This is a genomic window from Mesorhizobium sp. M0678 (assembly GCF_040320505.1).
In the GTDB taxonomy this organism is placed as follows: domain Bacteria; phylum Pseudomonadota; class Alphaproteobacteria; order Rhizobiales; family Rhizobiaceae; genus Mesorhizobium.
In genome coordinates this window covers 75,038-95,300 of record NZ_JAMYPT010000011.1, presented here as the reverse complement: position 1 = coordinate 95,300, position 20,263 = coordinate 75,038, and the positions used below count along the sequence as shown (strand labels likewise).

Sequence of the window (20,263 nt, the reverse complement as noted above, 5' to 3'; positions counted from 1 at the left end):
AATCCTGTGTACCTTGAAAGTTATAGTAGAAATCTTCGCATATGCTCCGTACGCTAAGACATATCTTTCCTTTCCTCTCATTGATTCCTGTACATGGTAAAAGTGCCCCTTGATCGCCAAATCCTAGCGCTCACCGATGAGCAACTGGAAACTTTTGTGCGCGAATGGGCCGCATACAAGACAGAGTACGTGAAAGTACAACGCTTCACAGGCCCTGGCGACATGGGACGAGACGTAGTTGGTTATTTGAGTTTCCGGCAGCACGAAGGGGCATGGCATAATTACCAATGCAAGCAGTACGGCCGGTCGTTGGCAACCGACATTGGTATCGCTGAACTCGGCAAGCTGCTCTACTACAGCCACAGCGGCGAGTTTACAGCGCCGACGGCATACTTCTTCGTTGCTCCTCGCGGTGTGAACCGCAATCTCAGGCGCCTCATCTCCAAGCCATCCGAGTTCAAATCAACCCTCATCGACAACTGGGATCAGTTCTGCGTCAAAAAGATTGTGGAGGGGCAGAACATCGCCCTCACGCCCGAGCTTCGCGCGTTTATCGAAGCGTGGGACTTTTCAGGCATTCATCTGCTGATGGTCGATGAGATCCTAGGCGACGCAGCGGCAAAGCCTGTGCTTCAATCCTGGTTCGGTGTTGATCCCGGCCCCGCCCCCATCGGCGTCGCCCCAGACGAAATCGAGTTGCACGAACTGCCATATGTTCAGCAATTGATTGACGCTTATGGTGAGCGTGACGGGTGTGTCCTCGACAAAGATACCGCCCGAGCGCATTCCGCTCATGGACCGCATCTCAAAATGCAACGTGAGCGTTTCTTTGATGCAGACTCGTTCGCCCGGTTTTATAGAGACAACACGATGCAGGAAGAGATCGACGTCCTGCGTCGCGACCTCCATCATGGCGTTGCCGAGACCCATAGCGCTGACTACCCGGATTCGCTGCGGCGCGTCGACGCGGTCATGACCCAGGCCGCAAACGTTCAAGCCTCTGGCGCTCTCGCGCGTTACGCGCGTGTCCCCGTCAAGCAGGGAATCTGCCACCACTTCGCAAATGAAGGCCTGATCAAATGGCGCAAGAGTTAACCGGCCCAGAACCTAGCCGCGTTCCGCTCTTCAACGGTTCGCTTGAGACCGGCATGCGCGCCGTCGTGATGCTCGACGCTGTGTTTCCGCGCGCCTTCGATTTGTCACACCTGATTTGGCTCGATCATCTTGTTGTACACACGGCCGACATAGGGGGACCCGAAAGCCTCCATCCCGATATTCCTCAACGAATCGGCGAGCTTTTGGTACGGCGGCGGCTGGTCGAAAACGGCCTTACCCTGATGCGCCAGCTTCATCTGGTTGACGCCCAGAACCGCGCCGACGGCATTCTTTATGTTGCTCGCGAAGAAGCATCTGCGTTTGTCGACTCGCTCCGAACTGCCTATGGCCGCGCTCTTAAGGAGCGAGCGGGATGGCTTGCCGACTATGTTAACCAACGAGCCGACAGCGAACTCGCGGAACTGATCGCGAACCGCATCGGTCGTTGGTCGGTTGAATTTCAGGGCGAAAGCGACGCGCCTGGAGGCGGCTCATGAGTAGCAAACGACCTTGGCTCACGCTCAACCATTTGACCTTCACGGGACCAGACGCCGATCAGGCTGACCTTGAGTTTTCGCCGGGCCTCAGTGTGCTTTACGGAGCTTCCAACACGGGCAAATCCTTTTCGGTGAAGGCGCTCGATTTCATGTTGGGCGCATCGCGCGAATTGCCCAACATTGCAGAACGCATGCCTTACAACCGCGCCTGGCTAGGACTTGACCTTCCTCAGTCCGGGTCGACCACCTTCATGCGTGCTCTAGCTGGTGGATCGCTTGAGTACCATCCAGGCTTCGTTTCCGACTCTCCGACGGACGGCACAGACATTCGTCAACTCTCTGGACGGCACGATCAGACTAACACTGACAACATCTCTCAGCTTCTGCTTGAGGAGATAGGTCTGGCCAGTTGCCAGATTGCAGTCGATGCGAACGGTAAGAAGCGGTCGCTTAGCTTCCGTGACATTGTGCGTTTTTGTATTGTCGACGAAACGGCGATCCAAAGTGAAGTTTCGCCTGCCTTGTCCGGGCAGCATCTGTCTGTGACCGCCGAGCGCAGCGTATTCAAGCTGCTCATCACTGGGGCGGATGACAGCGCGATTGTTCCGGTCGTCGACAAGAAAACATTCAAGTCGTCTACCGCCGGGAAGCTAGAAGTCTTGGACGACATGATCGTGGGCATTGACGACAAACTGACGGCGGATTTTCCTCACTCAGAACAGCTCGCTGCTCAGTACGCCCTATTGGAGGAAACCTATCAAAATGCACGGCGTGAGTTCGACCGAGCACAAGAATCCATCCGAGCCCGGCTCACAGCCAAACGGGTACACGCCGATTCAATTTCGCGACTTGAGACTAGGCGAGCGGAAATACACATCAATTTCGGAAGATTCGAGCAGCTTCAAGATGTCTACCAATCCGACATTCGACGGCTCGAAGCCATTGACGAAGCCGGTTTCCTACTCAGTTTGGGCGGAGACCATGACTGTCCGCTTTGCGGAGCGACATCGGAAAATCAGAAGCATGCACACAGCCTCGATGAAATAGAAAAGGCACGGGGGGCAGCAGCAGCTGAAATCGCCAAAATCAGGCGGCAGAGTGTTGAGTTGGAAACTGCGCTTGCGGATTTGAATGCCGAGGCGCTGGAGGGCGAGAAAGAGCTAGCCGCAGCTTATAGCAATCTTGCTTTCGTCGAACTGGGTCTTGCAGAACTCGCGCCCACAGCGAATACGGCACGGAGGCAGCTAGATGAGACGCTGCCGGTTCGAGACAAGGTTCGCGAAGGTCTCGCATTGATCGAGCAGCGGCAATCGCTTCAAAAGCGCCGGAATGAACTCGCCGGACTCAAGCCGGCTTCGAAGAGCGACAAGCCGAATTTGAGCCTGTCAACCAACGTCGCCTACGAATTCGCCCAGACTGTGGGTTCGGTGCTTGAAGAGTGGCAGTTCCCCGGAAAACGGGATGTCTCGTTTGACGAAACCACTTTCGACCTCATCATTGATGGCAAGCACCGCCGAGACAACGGAAAAGGCGTTCGCGCCATCACACACGCCGCCTTCAAGGTGGCTTTGCTCCTATTCTGTCGCGATAGACAGCTTCCACACCCCGGATTTGTGGTGCTTGATACGCCCTTGCTTACCTATCGCGATCCGATTGCCTCTAAGGCGGGGCCACTATCGGCAGACGAACAAGCTTTGAGCAACACGTCACTGAAGGACTTCTTTTTTGAGCACCTCTCAAAGAACGGTGACACATGCCAGTTTATGGTCATCGAGAACGTAGACCTGCCAAGCAATATCGAAGCATTGGGTAAAGTGGAGACCCTGACCGGCGATCCTTCGACAGGTCGGGTAGGCTTGTTTCATTCGCCACGGCGCTCGGCAGTTGCAGCAAAAAATTCCACGAATTAGAGCGGCTTACCAGTAGACGTTGCCGATGGAAAAACGAACCAAAGTGCCGACAGAGCAACTGTCAGAGGAGACTCAACACCTTTATGACGCCGCAGGCGCGACGCGGGACCGACTGCAATGACGAGACCGGTTAAGAGGGTACCGGTTCAGCGTACGATCATCAACGCGACGCAGCCCCAGTCCACCACTCTCACCCCCCGATCGGGTTCAGCTTCAAATGCTGGATCAAAATGATGGTCTTGGCGTCGATAATCCGACCGTCGTGGATGCCGGCCAGTGCCTCGTCGAGCGGCATTTCCAAAACTTCGATGTCTTCGCCTTCGTCATGAGCGCCGCCGCCGTCGGAAATGCGGTCGGCGGGCGAGTAGCGGGCGACGAAGAACCAGAGCCGCTCAGTCACGCTGCCGGGGCTCATATAGGGCGAAAACAGCCGCTGCACGTCCTTCAGACGGTAGCCGAGTTCCTCCTCGGCCTCCTTGCGGATGCAGGTTTCGGGATCGTCTTCGTCGAGCAGGCCGGCGCAGGCCTCGATCAGCGGCTCCTTGTGGCCGGTGACGTAGGCCGGGTAGCGGAACTGCCGCACCAGAAGCACCGTCGAACGCTCCGGATCGAAAGGCAGGATCACCGCGCCGTCGCCGCGATCGTAGGTCTGGCGGGTGTGCGTTTCCCATTTGCCGTCGCGCCGGCGGTAGTCGAAGACGGTCTTTTTCAAAACCGCCCACTCGTCGGAAAGGACTTCCTCAGAGCGGATGCGAATGCGATCTTCCATGGTGGACTCCCTGCTGCCGCGGCAAGGCGTAGCCGCGAACGGCGGTTCGCGCAATCGGGTCACCAATTGGTCCAGAGCGCCGGTTCACCGTCTCGTGTCTGGCGCTGGCACAATCGGCTGCATAAATAGCGGCAACCCTTTCCGGAGTTTTTTATGACCTCATCTCTTTTCCAACCGATCACCCTCGAAGGCCTCACCTTCCCCAACCGCATCGCGGTCGCGCCGATGTGCCAGTATTCGGCCGAGGACGGCTCGGCCAGCGATTGGCACCTCTATCACTGGATGAACCTGGCGATGTCCGGCGCCGGCATGGTCACCGTCGAGATGACCGATGTCGAACGGCGCGGCCGCATCTCGCATGGCTGTCTCGGCCTCTATTCCGAGGACAACGAGGCGGCCGCGCGACGCACGCTGGATGCAGCCAAGCGTGTCGCCGCACCGGGCACGAAATTCGGCACGCAGCTTGCCCATGCCGGCCGCAAGGCCTCGAACCGCAAACCTTGGGAGGGCGGCGGCCCGCTGCATGCCGATCAAGATCCGTGGCCGATCGTGTCGGCGTCGGCCATCGCCTACGACACCGGCTGGCAGGTGCCGCGGGCGCTGGAGGACGACGAGATCCTGCAAATCATCGAACGCTTCGCAGAAGCGGCACGGCGGGCCGAGCGCGCCGGCTTCGACTTCATCGAGCTGCATGCCGCGCATGGCTATCTGATCTTCCAGTTCCTGTCGCCGCTCTCCAACCGGCGCACCGACCGGTGGGGCGGCTCGCTGGAAAACCGCATGCGTTTCGCCGTCGAGATCGCCAAGGCGGTGAAGAAGGCGGTGCCCAGGCTGATGCTGGGCGCGCGTCTGTCGATCAAGGAATGGGTCGATGGCGGCTTCGAGGTCGAGGATGCGATCGAAGTGGCAAAAGCGCTGAAGGAAGCCGGCGTCGCCTATCTCTGCTGCTCGAGCGGCGGCAATTCACCGTTGCAGAAGCTGCCCTCCGGGCCCGGCTACCAGGTTCATCTGGCCGAAGCGGTGCGCAAGGCCGTCGGCATCCCGACGCGGGCCGTCGGCCTGATCGACGATCCGAAACAGGCCGAGGCGATCGTCGCCGACGGGCGCGCCGACATGGTGGCGCTGGCGCGCGCCTTCCTCGCCGATCCGCGCTGGGGCTGGCGCGCCGCGGCCACCTTCGGCGAAAAAATCCACCCGGCGCCGCAGCTTGCCCGCTCGGTGACGACGATGCAGCATTGGATGAAAGCGGCGAGCTGAAGGGGCGGGTTCTCGTCTCACCGGAAGGCGCGGATAGTGTCTCAGTTGGAAATTTGACGGGCTGCTATTAGGCATCGGCCGATTGTCGCGCCACGCGCCGAACTCCTATATGCTTACCGGAAAGCATGGAGTGATTGAGCGGTGGTCCGATGCCTTGTCAGAATTGAAAACGAAGCAACGATGTGGACGTTCGCATCAATGCCTGTAGTAGGTGACCGGGTACACATGCCATCAGGCGATAGTCTGGCCATGTATGCGGTGACCGAGATAACGCATGTCCCGCAGCCGGCCACAGCAAGCGCGGAGAAAGTGCCGCTAGTGTTTGTCACTCTGGAAGGTGCAGGGGAGTAACAACAAGAGTGCGGCCTGATAGATAGAGCAAGCCGGCGTTCGCCCGAATGGTAAGGCCATGGCAAACCATGTCTTTAGAGAGACTGCGGTTCGACTCCCGTCGCCGGTAGGCCGCCTTCCAGAAGCGGCCTTTTTCATGTGAGAATTTTCAAACTGAGACACTACCAAGGCGCGCCACAGCTTCGCTTTGATCCTCTGCCGTTGTATGATGCGCAAAGGCTGCGGGTGGCGCGGCTGAGCTGGGGGAGCGAAACCATGTCTTTCAGAGGGATTTATGCTGCGGCTGCCGCCGCGGTGTTGGCCGGGCTGTCGTTCGCCGCACCGACGCCGGCCGAGGCGCAATATTGCGAAGGTACGGTGCACGGACTTTCCAGGCACTACAATCTGGCAACGGGAAGCGGCTTTCTCGCCGTTCGAGCCCGACCGAACTCGTCGTCGCGCATGATCGGGCAATTATTCAACGGCGACCAAACCGAGATCTTCGACCGCCGCGGACGCTGGTACAAGGTCGATTTCGGCGGCCGCACCGGCTGGGCGAATGCACGCTGGCTGCGCAACGACTGCGGCTATTGAGCTATTTTCGCCTGAGCTAAAATAGCAGTTGCAACCAAATCGGCCGCTCCGCGTTGGCGGCGATGATGGACAGCAAGCCATTTGAAAAGCCGGTCGTGGTCGAACTCGGCCATGTCGGCAAATATCGGCAGATCCGCAGCGCCCAGGAGGCGGCGGAGTGCCTGATGACGGTCTGGCCACTCAATCGCGGGCCGCGTCATCGTGATGCCCTCGACACTTGCCTAAAAGTGCTGGAAGGTTATCGTTCGACGGCGGATGCGCGCCGGGCACTAATCGAAGCCGCCAGGGAATCGGACGTGCTGGTCACAGACGACAGGCTGCCAGACGACAGACTGGCCGACGATAGGCTGCATTGAGGCAACGGGCTTTCAACCGGAGGGTTTCATGGCGAAACTGACCTACAAGATCGTCGAGCATGACGGAGGCTGGGCCTACAAGGTCGGCTCGACATTCTCCGAAACGTTCCCAACCCATCAGGACGCGTTGCGCGCCGCCGAGATCGCTTCGGCCGAACAGCAGGTCGCCGGCAATACCGACGGCATCCAGTACGAGGACGCCGACGGCAAATGGCACGACGAGCTCGCAGATGGCCGCGACCGGCCGCAGACGGAGGTTTCGGATTAGGGTGTGTCGATATCCAGGTGATGCCGGGCTGCTTTACAGGTCGGTTTGGTAGCGCTACCGTCTCACATCGCGCGTGACCGGAGAGGAGCCTGGGCGCTGTCGCGGTCCAGGCAGGAAAGCGGTTTCCTTCGAAGTCGTTGCGGGAATCAATCGGGAGGAGATCGATGGCGTCTGTCGCGATCGGCGATGTCTACAAATCATTTGGGACCGTCGAGGTCCTGCACGGGGTCAGCGTCGATATAGACGACGGCGAGTTCGTCACGCTGGTCGGTCCTTCGGGTTGCGGAAAGTCGACCCTTCTCAGGATGATCGCCGGCCTGGAAAAGATCTCGCGCGGCCAGATCGCGATCGGCAAACGTGTCGTCAACAACGTTGCGCCAAAGGAGCGCGACGTCGCCATGGTCTTCCAGAACTATGCGCTCTACCCGCATATGACGGTCGCCGAGAACATGGCGTTCTCGCTGATGCTCAAGGGCGTTCCCAAGACGGAGAGCGATGCCGGCGTGCGGCGCGCGGCCGAAATCCTGGGACTGGTGCCGCTGCTCGACCGCTATCCGCGCCAGCTTTCCGGCGGCCAGCGCCAGCGCGTCGCCATGGGCCGGGCGATCGTACGCGACCCGCAGGTTTTCCTGTTCGACGAGCCGCTATCCAATCTCGATGCCAAGCTCCGGGTGCAGATGCGCGCCGAGATCAAGGAACTGCACCAGCGCCTGAAGACGACGACGGTCTACGTCACCCACGACCAGATCGAGGCGATGACCATGGCCGACAAGATCGTCGTCATGCATGACGGCATCGTCGAGCAGATCGGGCCGCCGCTCGAACTCTACGACCGGCCGAACAATCTTTTTGTCGCCAGCTTCATCGGCTCGCCCGCCATGAACATGCTCAGGGGCGAGATCGTAAGCGACGGCTCGCCGTCGTTTCGCGGCGCCGGCGGGATTTCGGTCCCGTTGGCCTCGGCACTTTCCATCGGCAATGGTGAGCCGGTCGTGCTGGGGATACGGCCCGAGCATTTACGGCTGTCCGACCATCAGGGCATCCCGGTCACCGTCGTGGTGGTCGAGCCGACAGGGTCCGAAGTGCAGCTCATCGGCCGCACCGCCGGCGGCGAGGAGATCGTCGCCAATTTCCGGGAACGCCATTCCTTCACGCCGGGCGAAACCATCCGGCTTACGGCCGAGCCTGGCCTCATCCATCTCTTTCACGGCAAAACCGGACAGCGGTTCGAAACACCCATCGAGCAGTAGGACGGCAATGACAATAAGCAGGAGGAAGCGAGCATGAAATTCACCAGACGCGACGTGATCCGCACCACCGCCGGTGCGGCGGCGGGAGCCTTGGGAAGCCGGTTCATCGGCTCTCCCGCCTTTGCTCAGGAGGGGTTGAAATACAAGCCCGAGGACGGCGCCAAGCTCAGGCTGCTGCGCTGGTCGCCCTTCGTGCAGGGCGACGAGGATCAATGGCTGGCCAACACCAAGCGCTTTACCGAAGCGACCGGTGTCGAGGTCCGCGTCGACAAGGAAAGCTGGGAGGACATCCGCCCCAAGGCGGCGGTCGCCGCCAATGTCGGCTCCGGTCCGGACCTGATGTTCGTCTGGTTCGACGACCCGCACCAATATCCCGACAAGCTGCACGACGTGACGGAACTGGGCGAATATCTCGGCTCGAAATATGGCGGCTGGCACGATGGACCGCACCAATATGCGACACGGCAAGGCAAATTCCTCGGCCTGCCGCTGGCGACAATCGGCAATGCCATCGTCTATCGCGAAAGCTGGGTGAAGGAGGCCGGCTTCTCCGAATTTCCGAAGGACACGGCAGGCTTGCTCGAGCTTTGCAAGGCATTGCAGGCAAAGGGGCACCCGGCCGGCTTCACGCATGGCCACGGCGTAGGCGACGGCAACAACTACGCCCACTGGCTGCTGTGGAGCCATGGCGGCCAGATGGTCGACGAGAGCGGCAAGGTGACGATCAATAGCCCCGAGACGCTCAAGGCGATCGAATACGCGCAGGAGCTCTACAAGACCTTCATTCCCGGTACCGAAAGCTGGCTCGACGTCAACAACAACCGCGCCTTCCTGGCCGGGCAATTGAGCGTCATCGCCAACGGCATTTCGGCCTACAACACCGCCAAGATCAACAAGGACAAGGATCCGAAGCTCACTGAGATAGCCAAGGACATCCGTACCACCAACCTGCCGATTGGACCGGTCGGAAAATCCGTCGAGCTGTTCCAGGTGACCACGGCCGTGATCTTCGACTACACGCCCTACCCCAACGCCGCCAAGGCCTACCTGCAGTTCATGTTCGAGGATCCGCAAATGTCGCAGTGGATCACGTCGTCGGCAGGCTATTGCTGCCAGACGCTCAAAGCCTTCGACAACAACCCGGTGTGGACGGCCGATCCGAACAACGCCGCCTACGCCAAGGCCTCGGCGACGCTGCGGCCCAACGGCTATGCCGGCCCGCTCGGCTACGCCTCGGCAGCGACCATGGCCGACTATGTGCTGGTCGACATGTTCGCCAAGGCGGTGACAGGCCAGGCGACGCCGCAAGAAGCGATGGAAGAAGCCGAGAAGCGCGCAAACCGCTACTATCGCGTTTGAGCCGGGTTCAGCCGGGCAGCCATGCTGCCCGGCTTCGAATCGCGCATGGCCGCCCGGCCGTTCAATGAGACCTTAGAGGAGCCGACCCATGGCCGTGACCTCCGCTGCCGCTCAGCCACGCCGGTCGGCGCTGTCGCGCATTCTAGCGTTCGTGTCTGAAAGTCATAACGCGCTTGGCTTCGGCTTCATGCTGCCGGCGGCGGCGCTGCTGCTGGTCTTCCTGACCTATCCGCTCGGGCTCGGCGTCTGGCTCGGCTTCACCGATGCCCGCATCGGCCGCCCCGGCATCTTCATCGGTATCGAGAACTACGAATATCTGTGGGATGACGCCGTCTTCTGGCTCTCCGTTTTCAACACCTTGCTCTACACGATCAGCGCCTCGATCCTGAAGTTTGCGCTCGGCCTGTGGCTGGCGCTTATCCTCAACCAGAACCTGCCGTTCAAGTCGTTCTTCCGCGCGATCGTCCTGCTGCCCTGGGTGGTGCCGACGGTGCTGTCGGCGATCGCCTTCTGGTGGATCTACGATTCGCAATTCTCGATCCTGTCCTGGGCGCTTATGGAAATGGGCCTGATCGACCATCGCATCAACTTCCTCGGCGATCCCGAGAATGCGCGGGCTTCGGTCATCGCCGCCAATGTCTGGCGCGGCATTCCTTTTGTGGCGATCACGCTGCTTGCCGGCCTGCAGACGATTCCGCAGTCGCTCTACGAGGCCGCCACGCTCGACGGCGCCAGCCGCTGGCAATTGTTCCGCTATGTGACGCTGCCGCTGCTGACGCCGATCATCGCCATCACCATGACGTTTTCGGTGCTGTTCACCTTCACCGATTTCCAGCTGATCTATGTGCTGACGCGCGGCGGGCCCGTGAACGCCACGCATCTGATGGCGACGCTGTCGTTCCAGCGCGGCATTTCCGGAGGCCAGCTTGGCGAAGGCGCCGCGATCGCAGTTGCCATGATCCCGTTCCTGCTGGCGGCGATCCTGTTCAGCTATTTTGGCCTGCAGCGTCGCAAATGGCAGCAGGGCGGCGGAGATTGACATGACCGCGATCGAAACGAGCAAACGCCCGGAACTCGACGAAGGCGGCATGGGCTACCTGCAGAGTTTGCCGCGCCGCGTGGTGACGGTCTACCTGCCGTTGCTGATCTTCGTCATCGTGCTGTTGTTTCCGTTCTACTGGATGACGATCACGGCGGTTAAGCCCAACCTCGAGATGACCGACTACGCCAATTTCAATCCGTTCTGGGTGGTGCATCCGACGCTCGAGCATATCCGTTACCTGCTCTTCGAGACGTCTTATCCGGGCTGGCTGCTCAACACGATCATCATCTCGACCGCCGCCACGTTCCTGTCGCTGCTGGCTGCGGTGTTCGCTGCCTATGCGATCGAACGCTTGCGGTTCTCCGGGGCGCGGCAGGTCGGCCTCGCTGTGTTCCTCGCCTATCTCGTGCCGCCCTCGATCCTGTTCATTCCGCTATCTGTGATGGTGTTCAACCTTGGTCTTTACGACACGCCGTTCGCGCTCATCCTCACCTATCCGACCTTCCTGATCCCGTTCTGCACATGGCTGCTGATGGGTTATTTCCGCTCGATCCCGTTCGAGCTGGAAGAATGCGCGCTGATCGACGGGGCGAGCCGTTGGCAGATCCTCACCAAGATCGTGCTGCCGCTATCGGTGCCGGGCCTGATTTCCGCCGGCATCTTCGCATTCACGCTGTCATGGAACGAGTTCATCTACGCCTTGACCTTCATCCAGTCGTCCGAAAACAAGACTGTGCCGGTTGGCGTGCTCACGGAGCTGGTGCGCTCGGACGTCTATGAATGGGGGGCGCTGATGGCGGGAGCGCTGATCGGCTCGCTGCCGGTCGTGGTGCTCTATTCGTTCTTTGTCGAGCACTATGTTTCCTCGATGACCGGAGCCGTGAAGGAATAGCCAGCATCGTGATTGGGTTCGGAGGTATTCCCGGCGGCCGGGAATGCCTGGGGTAGGCACCCTGCCGGCCGAGGCTACGTTCCGGGAGGGTGTCAGCTGCCGGTGTCGGACTTCGGCGCAAATGCGCGCTCGGCAATGCGTTCTATGAAAGCGACGACCCGTTCCGGCTCGACGAATTGCGGCATGTGACCAAGCCCCTCGACAGGCTCGAAATGCAGCCCCCTGATCTTTTCCATCACCGGCCGGCCTTGAATATCGATGCCCAGCACGCGGTCGGAAGCACCAAACAGAATGCCGGCCGGCATGGTGATCTCGCGATAGCGTTGCTCGATGCGGCCAAGGTCGTGCTCGATGGCCACGACATCGGTCGACGTTGCATAGAAATGGCTTGGCCTCAGCCCGCACCAGCCGCCGCCCTCGACCATATAGTCGGCCGGCGCCGTCTGCGGCGCGAAGATGAAGGCAAGCGTCGCTTCCGCATATTTGAGAGCCGCCGGGATCGCCACCGTATGAGCCATGATCCGGCGCCGCAGCGGCGACTTAATGTACAGCGGGCCGAACTTCTCGCGCGCGTCCGGCTCCAGATGGGTCAGCGGTGCCAGCAAGGCGATGCCGGAAATCGCCGTGGGATGCTCGATAGCCAGCGTCAGCGCGATGGCGCCACCCAGCGAATGACCGACGACCAGAGGCTTTTCCAGCCCAAGCGCGTCGATAAAATGCCGCACGATCTCGGCCTGCTCGGGCAGCCGTCCGCTGGCGCCCCTGGCCCGCACCGAATAGCCGGAGCCCGGACGGTCGAGCGCGATCAGCCGATAGTTCGGGCCGAACCGTCCGAACAGCGTGTGGCCGAATTGATGAAGCTGCGCGCCGAGGCCGTGCAGGAAGACGATCGGCCGCCCCTCGCCCGTCTCGACATAATGGATGCGGTTGCCGTCGATCTCGATGAATTTGCCACTGGCCGGCACCAGCCTTTCGGCCTTCGCCGCGATCCGCAGCGTCGCCAGCATCGGATAGGCTGCCACGACGAGCGCCAGCAGAAACAGCGCGCCGGGTAGCCATAGCAGAATCGATGCCGGCATGTCTTGCTCAGGGCTCCAAACCGGCACGCAGCATCCCCCGCCGACGGGTGCACTGCAAGGGAGGTGGCACAGGTAGATCCGTCGTTTGGCGGCATTGCCGCCGGCCGTTTGCCGCGCTATCTCAGGCGACCCGTTTGCCGGAGCCAGTCATGACCGAAATCGTCACCGCCGCCATGCTCGTCATAGGCGACGAGATTCTGTCCGGCCGCACCAAGGACAAGAACATCGGCCACCTCGCCGACATCATGACGGCGATCGGCATCGACCTGAAGGAAGTGCGCATCGTTGCGGACGAGGAAGACGAGATCGTCGCTGCGGTGAATGCGCTGCGCACCCGCTATACTTATGTCTTCACCACCGGCGGCATCGGCCCGACGCATGACGACATCACCGCCGATTCGGTTGCCAAGGCCTTTGGCGTGCCATGCGAATACGACGCCAAGGCCTACGCCCTGCTGGAGGCAAGCTACGCCGCCCGCGGCATCGAATACACCGAAGCGCGCAAGCGCATGGCGCGGATGCCGCGCGGGGCAGACCACATCGATAATCCAGTGTCGGTTGCGCCGGGCTTTCGCATCGGCAACGTCCATGTCATGGCCGGCGTGCCGGCGATTTTCCAGGCGATGCTCGACAATGTCGTGCCGACATTGCGGGCCGGCACCAAAATGCTGTCGGCAACCGTGGAATGCCCGTTCGGCGAAGGCCTGATCGGCGGGCCGCTGGGCGACATCCAGAAGGCGCATCCGGACACGATCATCGGCTCCTACCCGAAATATGGCGATGGCAAATTCTGGACGGAACTGGTGGTGCGCGCCCGCAGCCAGCAGGCACTGGACTCCGCACGCGCCGACGTAGAGGCTATGGTGGCGGGCTTGATCAAGGCAAGCCGAGTGGGCTGATCGGCCGGCCTGACGGAACCAGCATCGCGCAGTGACGTTTGTCACGAGTGGGATCGCCGTAAGAAGTGAGGGACTGCCATGCGCTTCAAGACCATCGTCGCCATATTGCAGAATGAACAGGATGCCGAGCGCGTCCTCGACTGCGCGATCCCGCTGGCCGGCCGATTCCAGAGCCATCTTATCGGCATCCATGCCGAGGCGCTGCCCGTGCCCTACACCTCTGCCACCGGCTTTCCGGACACCGAGTTCCTGCAGGTTTCCGCCGATATGAACCGGGAGCGCGCCGAGAAGTTGCAGGCCGCCTTTCACAAGCGCATCGAGAATTCCGGCCTGTCGTTCGAGTGGCGCAGTCTCGAGAGTTTTTCCGGCGACAGTGCGCTGACCGGCATCTCGACCGTTCGCACCGCGGACCTGATCATCGCCGCGCAGCGCGAATCGGGCAGCGACCCGAGCGCCGACGTCGACACCCTGGTCTACGATGCCGGCCGGCCGGTGCTGGTGGTGCCGCATTCGGGTCCGCTGGTCACCAGCTTCAAGCATGTGCTGCTCGCCTGGAACGGCAGCAAGGAAGCCGCGCGCGCGGCCTTCGATGCCCTGCCCTTCATCATCGAGGCCGAAAAGACGGACATCGTCGTCATCGACCCGCCCGATACGCTCGACGAGGCGCCGGAAACAGCCGGCGCCGAGATCGCCGCCTCGCTGTCCAGGCATGGCGCGACCGTCAGCGTCTCGGTGCTGAGGTCCGGCGGCGCTTCCGTTGACGACATCATCCAGACCAGGGTCGCCGAGTCGGGTGCGGACCTGCTCGTGCTCGGCGCCTACAGCCATTCCTGGCTGCGCCAGCTGCTGTTCGGCGGGGTGACGCGAACGGTGCTGCGCACCGCCCCGGTGGCGGCTTTCCTGTCGCGGTAGGTTCACAGGGATAGCTGGCAGGACAATAGCTTTGCCGCGCCCTTGCCAAAGCCAAGCCTTTCCAGTTAATTCCGCGCGCATTCCATAGGTGTCTGCGCGCGATGCGCGCTTTACGGAGTGCGCGAAAGATGTCCCTGCCCGAAAAAGCCTTCCCGGTCTCCTGGGACCAGTTCCACCGCGATGCGCGCGCGCTCGCCTGGCGGCTTGCCGGCGCCAACAAGGGGCAATGGAAGGCGATCGTCTGCATCACGCGCGGCGGCCTGGTTCCGGCCGCCATCATTTCGCGCGAGCTTGGCATCCGCATCATCGAGACGGTCTGCGTCGCCTCCTACCACGATTATACCAGCCAGGGGCAATTGCAGGTGCTGAAGGAGGTCACGCCGGCGCTGCTCGCCGATGACGGGGCCGGCGTGCTGATCATCGACGACCTCACCGACACCGGCAAGACGGCGGGCATAGTGCGCGCGATGATGCCCAAGGCGCATTTCGCCACCGTCTATGCCAAGCCGAAAGGCAGGCCGATGGTTGACACTTTCGTCACCGAGGTCAGCCAGGACACCTGGATCTATTTCCCCTGGGACATGGGCTTCACCTACCAGAAGCCGATCGCCGACGACCACGCCGGCTGATTCGCGGCAACGCCGCTTGATGCACCGAGTCCGCCCAGGGGACCTCCGCACACCGATAAAGGCGTGGCGCGACGCTGCTGCAGTCGCGCCATTAGGCTGAGATCGGCGCAGATTGACGGAATCTGGCCGATCCGTGAAACATTTTTTACTTTCATTGCTTATAATTAGCCGTAAGATTCGTGAGACGGCAAATGATTCTGGAAGCTGGGGCAAGCTTCTCCGATGTTGACGAGGCCAACGACGCACGACCATAAGGCCGAAAGGGTCCGGCGACTCTTCGGCGCGGTGCCCTCCCGCCTGCAGGTTGCAGCGCTGCCCTGGCGCGATAGCGGCGACGGCGTCGAAATCATGCTGATTACCAGCCGCGATACCGGCCGTTGGGTGCTTCCCAAGGGCTGGCCGGAAGCGAAGGAGCCGCTTTGCGAAGCGGCGGCACGCGAAGCCGGCGAGGAGGCCGGCCTGAGCGGCACAATCTCGCATCACGAGGCCGGCCGCTATTTCTATGCCAAGCTGCTGGATTCCGGCGAGGAAGTGCCGTGCGAGGTGCTGGTCTTCCCGCTGCAGGTCGACAAGGTCGCCGACCGGTGGAAGGAAAAGCGGGCACGCACCCGCAAGTGGGTCAGCGCCGCCGAGGCTGTGCGCATGGTCAACGAACCCGACCTCAGCCAGATCATCGCCCATTTCTGCGCGGATCCGCATCGGTTCTCCTGAGTCTCAGTCGCGCATAGCCTATCGCTCAGGTGCTGTGGAACGTCGTTGCCGAAGCGCCTCCACCCAGAGCCGACCCTTCCTTGCGCTCCGCTTCTATCCCCGTTATCCACATGTGTGACACACAAGATGTGGGGGTCATAAAAGCTACGCAAACGAATCCTTGACGCCGCAAAACGAGTCGCCTTTTATAGGCCATGCGCTCCTGTTGAGAGTGCGACCGGAAAAGTTTCGAGGCCGGTCTTTTTCCCGGAATATGTGCGTTTTGAGCCGCATTCCCGCCTGTTTACGAGGCCGGCGAAGGCGTGGGATTTTGAAGCCTTGGGTGGCGAAAGGGGAGGATTGTCGGACTTGAATAAATTGTCTGTTAATACTATATTTAGTGTTTGCAGGTAGGTTCGACGCTAGATAATGTAAATTTCCCTCGATCGAGGGCGTTACAAAAAGTTTTCAGTTTTGAGGGACCCACAGGGTCCGTGAGCGCGTTGGACAGCGGCCTCGCGAGAGGTTTGACCGGCAGGGCGGCGGAGACTGTGAAGATGAGAGCCGGCGGGTTTCGAACGCCGGCAGACGGCGGACATGCGCGTTTCGTCAAGAGGGCAGAAATCCTCTGGGAAAAGCGCTATATGTAGACAAAAGGGACCGGACCAATGCGCATCGAGCGTCGTTTCACCAAGCCAGGGCAATCAGCTTACGCGGAGATCGAATTCCGCAAGGCGCTTTCCGAGATCAAGAATCCGGATGGCTCGGTGGTGTTCCGCTTGGACAACATCGACGTGCCGGCGCAGTTCTCCCAGGTTGCCGCCGATATCCTGGCGCAGAAATATTTCCGCAAGGCGGGTGTTCCCGCACGGCTGAAGAAGGTCGAAGAGACGCAAGTCCCCTCCTTCCTGTGGCGCTCCGTCGCCGACGAGGCTGAACTGGCCAAGCTGCCGGAAGCCGAGCGCTACGGTTCCGAGATCGACGCCCGCCAGGTCTTCGACCGGCTTGCCGGTACCTGGACCTATTGGGGCTGGAAGGGCGGCTACTTCAAGTCGGAGGAAGACGCGAGCGCCTTCCGCGACGAGCTCGCCTATATGCTGGCCACCCAGCGCGTCGCGCCGAACTCGCCGCAATGGTTCAACACCGGCCTGCACTGGGCCTATGGCATCGACGGTCCGAGCCAGGGCCATTTCTATGTCGACCCGTTCACCGGCAAGCTGACCAAGTCGAAGTCTTCCTACGAGCATCCGCAGCCGCATGCCTGCTTCATCCAGGGCGTGCAGGACGACCTCGTCAACGAGGGCGGCATCATGGACCTGTGGGTGCGTGAGGCGCGGCTGTTCAAATACGGCTCCGGCACCGGCTCCAACTTCTCGTTCCTGCGCGGCGAAGGCGAAAAGCTGTCGGGCGGCGGCCGCTCGTCGGGGCTGATGAGCTTCCTCAAGATCGGCGACCGCGCGGCGGGCGCCATCAAGTCGGGCGGCACCACGCGTCGCGCCGCGAAAATGGTCATCGTCGACGCTGATCATCCCGATATCGAGGAATTCATCGACTGGAAGGTCAATGAGGAGCAGAAGGTCGCCTCGCTGGTTACCGGCTCGAAGATCGTCAAGAAGCATCTCGAAGCGATCATGAAGGCCTGCATCAACTGCGAAGGCAATGGCGACGACTGCTTCGACCCGGCGGTCAACACCGCGCTGAAGCGCGAGATCAAGGCGGCCAAGAAGGACGCGGTGCCGGAGAACTACATCTACCGCGTCATCCAGTTCGCCAAGCAGGGCTACACCTCGATGTCGTTCAAGACCTACGACACCGACTGGGATTCGGACGCCTATCTCACCGTTTCCGGCCAGAATTCCAACAATTCGGTGTCGCTGAAGGACGATTTCCTGCGCGCCGTCGAGCAGGACGGCGACTGGCATCTCACCGCCCGCAAGGACGGCAAGGTGCTGAAGACGCTGAAGGCGCGCGATCTCTGGGAAAAGATCGGCTATGCCGCCTGGGCGTCGGCCGATCCGGGCCTGCATTTCAACACGACGATGAACGACTGGCACACCTGCGCCTCGGCCGGTGCGATCCGGGCGTCCAACCCGTGCTCGGAATACATGTTCCTCGACGACACCGCCTGCAACCTGGCGTCGATCAACCTTCTGCCCTACCGCAATGCCGACGGCACGATCGACATATCAGCCTACGAGCACACGGTGCGGCTGTGGACCATGGTGCTGGAAATCTCGGTGATGATGGCGCAGTTCCCGTCGAAGGAGATCGCCAAGCTTTCCTACGAGTACCGCACGCTCGGCCTCGGCTACGCCAATATTGGCGGCCTGCTGATGACCTCGGGCATTCCCTATGATTCCGACGAGGGCCGCGCCATCTGCGCCGCCCTCACCGCGATCATGACCGGCACGGCCTATGCCACTTCGGCCGAAATGGCCGCCGAGCTCGGCGCCTTCCCCGATTATGACCGCAATGCGCAGAACATGCTGCGCGTCATGCGCAACCACCGCCGCGCGGCCTATGGCGAAAGGGACGGCTACGAGAAGCTAGCCGTCAACCCGGTGCCGCTGGTCGCCTCCGATCTCAGGCAGCAGGAGCTTGCCGACCATGCCAAGGCCGCCTGGGACCGCGCCATCGAGCTCGGCGAGGAGCATGGCTACCGCAACGCGCAGGCAACGGTGATCGCGCCGACCGGCACGATCGGCCTGGTGATGGATTGCGACACCACCGGCATCGAGCCCGACTTCGCGCTGGTAAAATTCAAGAAGCTCGCCGGCGGCGGCTATTTCAAGATCATCAACCGCGCGGTGCCCGAAGCGCTGCGCACGCTCGGCTATTCCGAGGCCCAGATCGCCGAGATCGAGGCCTATGCCGTCGGCCACGGCAATCTCAACCAGGCGCCGGGCATCAACCCCGGCTCGCTCAAGGCAAAAGGCTTTACCGACGAAAAGATCGCAGCACTCAATGCCGCGCTGAAGTCGGCCTTCGACATCAAATTCGTCTTCAACCAGTGGACGCTGGGCGCTGACTGGGTGAAGGAGACGTTCGGCTTCACCGACGAGCAGCTCAATGATTTCTCGTTCGAGATGCTGCCGGCGCTGGGCTTTTCGAAGAAGGACATCGAGGCCGCCAACATCCATGTCTGCGGGGCGATGACGCTGGAAGGCGCGCCGTTCCTGAAGGCCGAACACCTGCCGGTGTTCGACTGCGCCAGCCCGTGCGGCAAGATCGGCAAGCGTTCGCTGTCGATCAACAGCCACATCATGATGATGGCGGCGGCGCAGCCCTTCATCTCCGGCGCCATCTCCAAGACCATCAACATGCCGAACGACGCGACGGTGGAAGACGCCAAGGGCGCCTACATGCTGTCGTGGAAGCTGGCGCTGAAGGCCAACGCGCTCTATCGCGACGGCTCGAAGCTGTCGCAGCCGCTCAACGCCTCGTTGCTTGCCGACGTCGAAGACGACGAGGACGAAGCCATCGAGCAGCTGATCGCGGCGCCGGCCGCACAGCGCGCCGTGCAGGTGACCGAGAAGATCGTCGAGCGCGTCGTCGAGCGTCTCTACCGCGACCGCGAGAAACTGCCGAACCGCCGCAAGGGCTATACCCAGAAGGCGGTCGTCGGCGGCCACAAGGTCTATCTGCGCACTGGCGAGTTTGATGACGGCCGTATCGGCGAGATCTTCATCGACATGCACAAGGAAGGTGCCGCCTTCCGGGCGATGATGAACAACTTCGCTATCGCCATCTCGCTCGGCCTGCAATATGGCGTGCCGCTCGACGAATATGTCGAGGCCTTCACCTTCACCAAGTTCGAGCCGGCCGGCATGGTGCAGGGCAACGACGCCATCAAGAACGCCACGTCGATCCTCGACTACGTGTTCCGCGAACTGGCTGTCTCCTATCTCGGCCGCCACGATCTCGCCCATGTCGACCAGTCGGATTTCGACAAGACGGCACTCGGACGCGGCATCAATGAAGGCAAGGCGACGCCCTTCTCCAAGGGCCTGACCCGCGGCGCCTCGCCGGTCAAGCTGGTGTCGGGCATGGGCGCCGAGCCGAAAGGCTTTGCGGGTTCCGGTTCCGGAACTCCAGCCCGTACCGCCCCGACCGCTTTCTCCGGCTCCAATGTGCTGACGCTGAAGCCCGCCAGCGACGAAGCCATCGCCTACAAGCGCGACTACGAGGAGCGCGCCAGGGAACTGGTCGAGGACATCGTCTACGCGGAAGCCTCCGACCCGACGGAGCTGTTCACCGACGAGGCCGCGAAAGAAGCAGCCGAAGCCAAAGCGCTCGCCGCCAACCGGCGCCAGCAATCATTGATGCAGGGCTACACCGGCAACGAATGCTCGGAATGCCATAACTTCACGATGGTGCGGAACGGCACTTGCGAGAAGTGCGATACTTGCGGGGCGACGAGCGGGTGTAGCTGAGC

At 61.4% G+C, this 20,263-nt stretch carries 18 protein-coding genes; 16 read left to right on the top strand and 2 right to left on the bottom strand.

Going from position 1 to position 20,263, the window contains the following annotated elements; all coding sequences use genetic code 11:
- Nucleotides 1–93 precede the first annotated feature (93 nt).
- From NKI29_RS20550 to NKI29_RS20540, 3 genes are read left to right on the top strand one after another with little or no spacing between them, the layout of a single operon-like run.
- Nucleotides 94–1,095, top strand: coding sequence for an ABC-three component system protein (locus NKI29_RS20550; RefSeq protein WP_352637016.1), 1,002 nt, complete (start codon nt 94–96; stop codon nt 1,093–1,095).
- Nucleotides 1,080–1,592, top strand: coding sequence for an ABC-three component system middle component 2 (locus tag NKI29_RS20545; RefSeq protein ID WP_352637017.1), 513 nt, complete (start codon nt 1,080–1,082; stop codon nt 1,590–1,592). The genes NKI29_RS20550 and NKI29_RS20545 overlap by 16 nt, the downstream gene beginning before the upstream one ends.
- Nucleotides 1,589–3,502: a hypothetical protein gene (locus NKI29_RS20540; protein ID WP_352637018.1), complete on the top strand. Its 1,914-nt coding sequence runs from the start codon at nt 1,589–1,591 to the stop codon at nt 3,500–3,502. The genes NKI29_RS20545 and NKI29_RS20540 overlap by 4 nt, the downstream gene beginning before the upstream one ends.
- A gap of 190 nt (nt 3,503–3,692) precedes the next feature.
- On the opposite strand, the gene NKI29_RS20535 is transcribed toward NKI29_RS20540, so the two are convergent.
- Nucleotides 3,693–4,271, bottom strand: coding sequence for an NUDIX domain-containing protein (locus NKI29_RS20535; RefSeq protein WP_352541399.1), 579 nt, complete (start codon nt 4,269–4,271; stop codon nt 3,693–3,695).
- Nucleotides 4,272–4,424: 153 nt separating this feature from the next.
- On the opposite strand from NKI29_RS20535, the gene NKI29_RS20530 reads away from it, so the two are divergent.
- The 8 genes from NKI29_RS20530 to NKI29_RS20495 all read left to right on the top strand — a co-directional run bounded on the left by NKI29_RS20530 (nt 4,425) and on the right by NKI29_RS20495 (nt 11,619).
- Nucleotides 4,425–5,528 carry an NADH:flavin oxidoreductase/NADH oxidase gene (locus tag NKI29_RS20530; protein ID WP_352637019.1) on the top strand — a complete coding sequence of 368 codons (1,104 nt, stop codon included), beginning with the start codon at nt 4,425–4,427 and terminating at the stop codon, nt 5,526–5,528.
- A gap of 606 nt (nt 5,529–6,134) precedes the next feature.
- Complete coding sequence (locus tag NKI29_RS20525; RefSeq protein WP_352797097.1) at nt 6,135–6,452, top strand: SH3 domain-containing protein; 318 nt, start codon at nt 6,135–6,137, stop codon at nt 6,450–6,452.
- A 62-nt stretch (nt 6,453–6,514) separates the two neighbouring features.
- The gene (locus tag NKI29_RS20520) at nt 6,515–6,808 is read left to right on the top strand and encodes a DUF982 domain-containing protein (RefSeq protein ID WP_031211240.1); all 294 of its coding nucleotides are present in this window, start codon (nt 6,515–6,517) and stop codon (nt 6,806–6,808) included.
- Nucleotides 6,809–6,836: 28 nt separating this feature from the next.
- The gene (locus tag NKI29_RS20515; protein ID WP_023674770.1) at nt 6,837–7,076 is read left to right on the top strand and encodes a DUF2188 domain-containing protein; all 240 of its coding nucleotides are present in this window, start codon (nt 6,837–6,839) and stop codon (nt 7,074–7,076) included.
- A 164-nt stretch (nt 7,077–7,240) separates the two neighbouring features.
- The gene (locus NKI29_RS20510; RefSeq protein ID WP_352749380.1) at nt 7,241–8,326 is read left to right on the top strand and encodes an ABC transporter ATP-binding protein; all 1,086 of its coding nucleotides are present in this window, start codon (nt 7,241–7,243) and stop codon (nt 8,324–8,326) included.
- A 33-nt stretch (nt 8,327–8,359) separates the two neighbouring features.
- On the top strand, nt 8,360–9,685 hold the full coding sequence (locus NKI29_RS20505) for an ABC transporter substrate-binding protein (RefSeq protein WP_352620650.1): 1,326 nt from the start codon (nt 8,360–8,362) through the stop codon (nt 9,683–9,685).
- 187 nt (nt 9,686–9,872) lie between these two features.
- Nucleotides 9,873–10,724, top strand: coding sequence for a carbohydrate ABC transporter permease (locus tag NKI29_RS20500; protein ID WP_376705884.1), 852 nt, complete (start codon nt 9,873–9,875; stop codon nt 10,722–10,724).
- Between the two features lies 1 nt (nt 10,725).
- Nucleotides 10,726–11,619, top strand: a complete 894-nt coding sequence (locus tag NKI29_RS20495; RefSeq protein ID WP_023674766.1) for a carbohydrate ABC transporter permease — start codon at nt 10,726–10,728, stop codon at nt 11,617–11,619.
- 92 nt (nt 11,620–11,711) lie between these two features.
- Here NKI29_RS20495 and NKI29_RS20490 read toward each other — a convergent pair whose 3' ends face one another.
- The gene (locus tag NKI29_RS20490; protein WP_352755258.1) at nt 11,712–12,698 is read right to left on the bottom strand and encodes an alpha/beta fold hydrolase; all 987 of its coding nucleotides are present in this window, start codon (nt 12,696–12,698) and stop codon (nt 11,712–11,714) included.
- Between the two features lie 149 nt (nt 12,699–12,847).
- Between NKI29_RS20490 and NKI29_RS20485 the strand changes: the two genes are divergently transcribed.
- The 5 genes from NKI29_RS20485 to NKI29_RS20465 all read left to right on the top strand — a co-directional run bounded on the left by NKI29_RS20485 (nt 12,848) and on the right by NKI29_RS20465 (nt 20,261).
- On the top strand, nt 12,848–13,597 hold the full coding sequence (locus NKI29_RS20485; RefSeq protein WP_352570874.1) for a competence/damage-inducible protein A: 750 nt from the start codon (nt 12,848–12,850) through the stop codon (nt 13,595–13,597).
- Nucleotides 13,598–13,675: 78 nt separating this feature from the next.
- The gene (locus tag NKI29_RS20480) at nt 13,676–14,509 is read left to right on the top strand and encodes a universal stress protein (protein ID WP_352699960.1); all 834 of its coding nucleotides are present in this window, start codon (nt 13,676–13,678) and stop codon (nt 14,507–14,509) included.
- A gap of 128 nt (nt 14,510–14,637) precedes the next feature.
- Nucleotides 14,638–15,138, top strand: coding sequence for a xanthine phosphoribosyltransferase (gene gpt / locus NKI29_RS20475; RefSeq protein ID WP_023674762.1), 501 nt, complete (start codon nt 14,638–14,640; stop codon nt 15,136–15,138).
- Between the two features lie 222 nt (nt 15,139–15,360).
- On the top strand, nt 15,361–15,849 hold the full coding sequence (locus tag NKI29_RS20470) for an NUDIX hydrolase (protein WP_352593801.1): 489 nt from the start codon (nt 15,361–15,363) through the stop codon (nt 15,847–15,849).
- Nucleotides 15,850–16,496: 647 nt separating this feature from the next.
- Nucleotides 16,497–20,261 carry a vitamin B12-dependent ribonucleotide reductase gene (locus NKI29_RS20465; protein ID WP_352699962.1) on the top strand — a complete coding sequence of 1,255 codons (3,765 nt, stop codon included), beginning with the start codon at nt 16,497–16,499 and terminating at the stop codon, nt 20,259–20,261.
- Nucleotides 20,262–20,263: the final 2 nt, after the last annotated feature.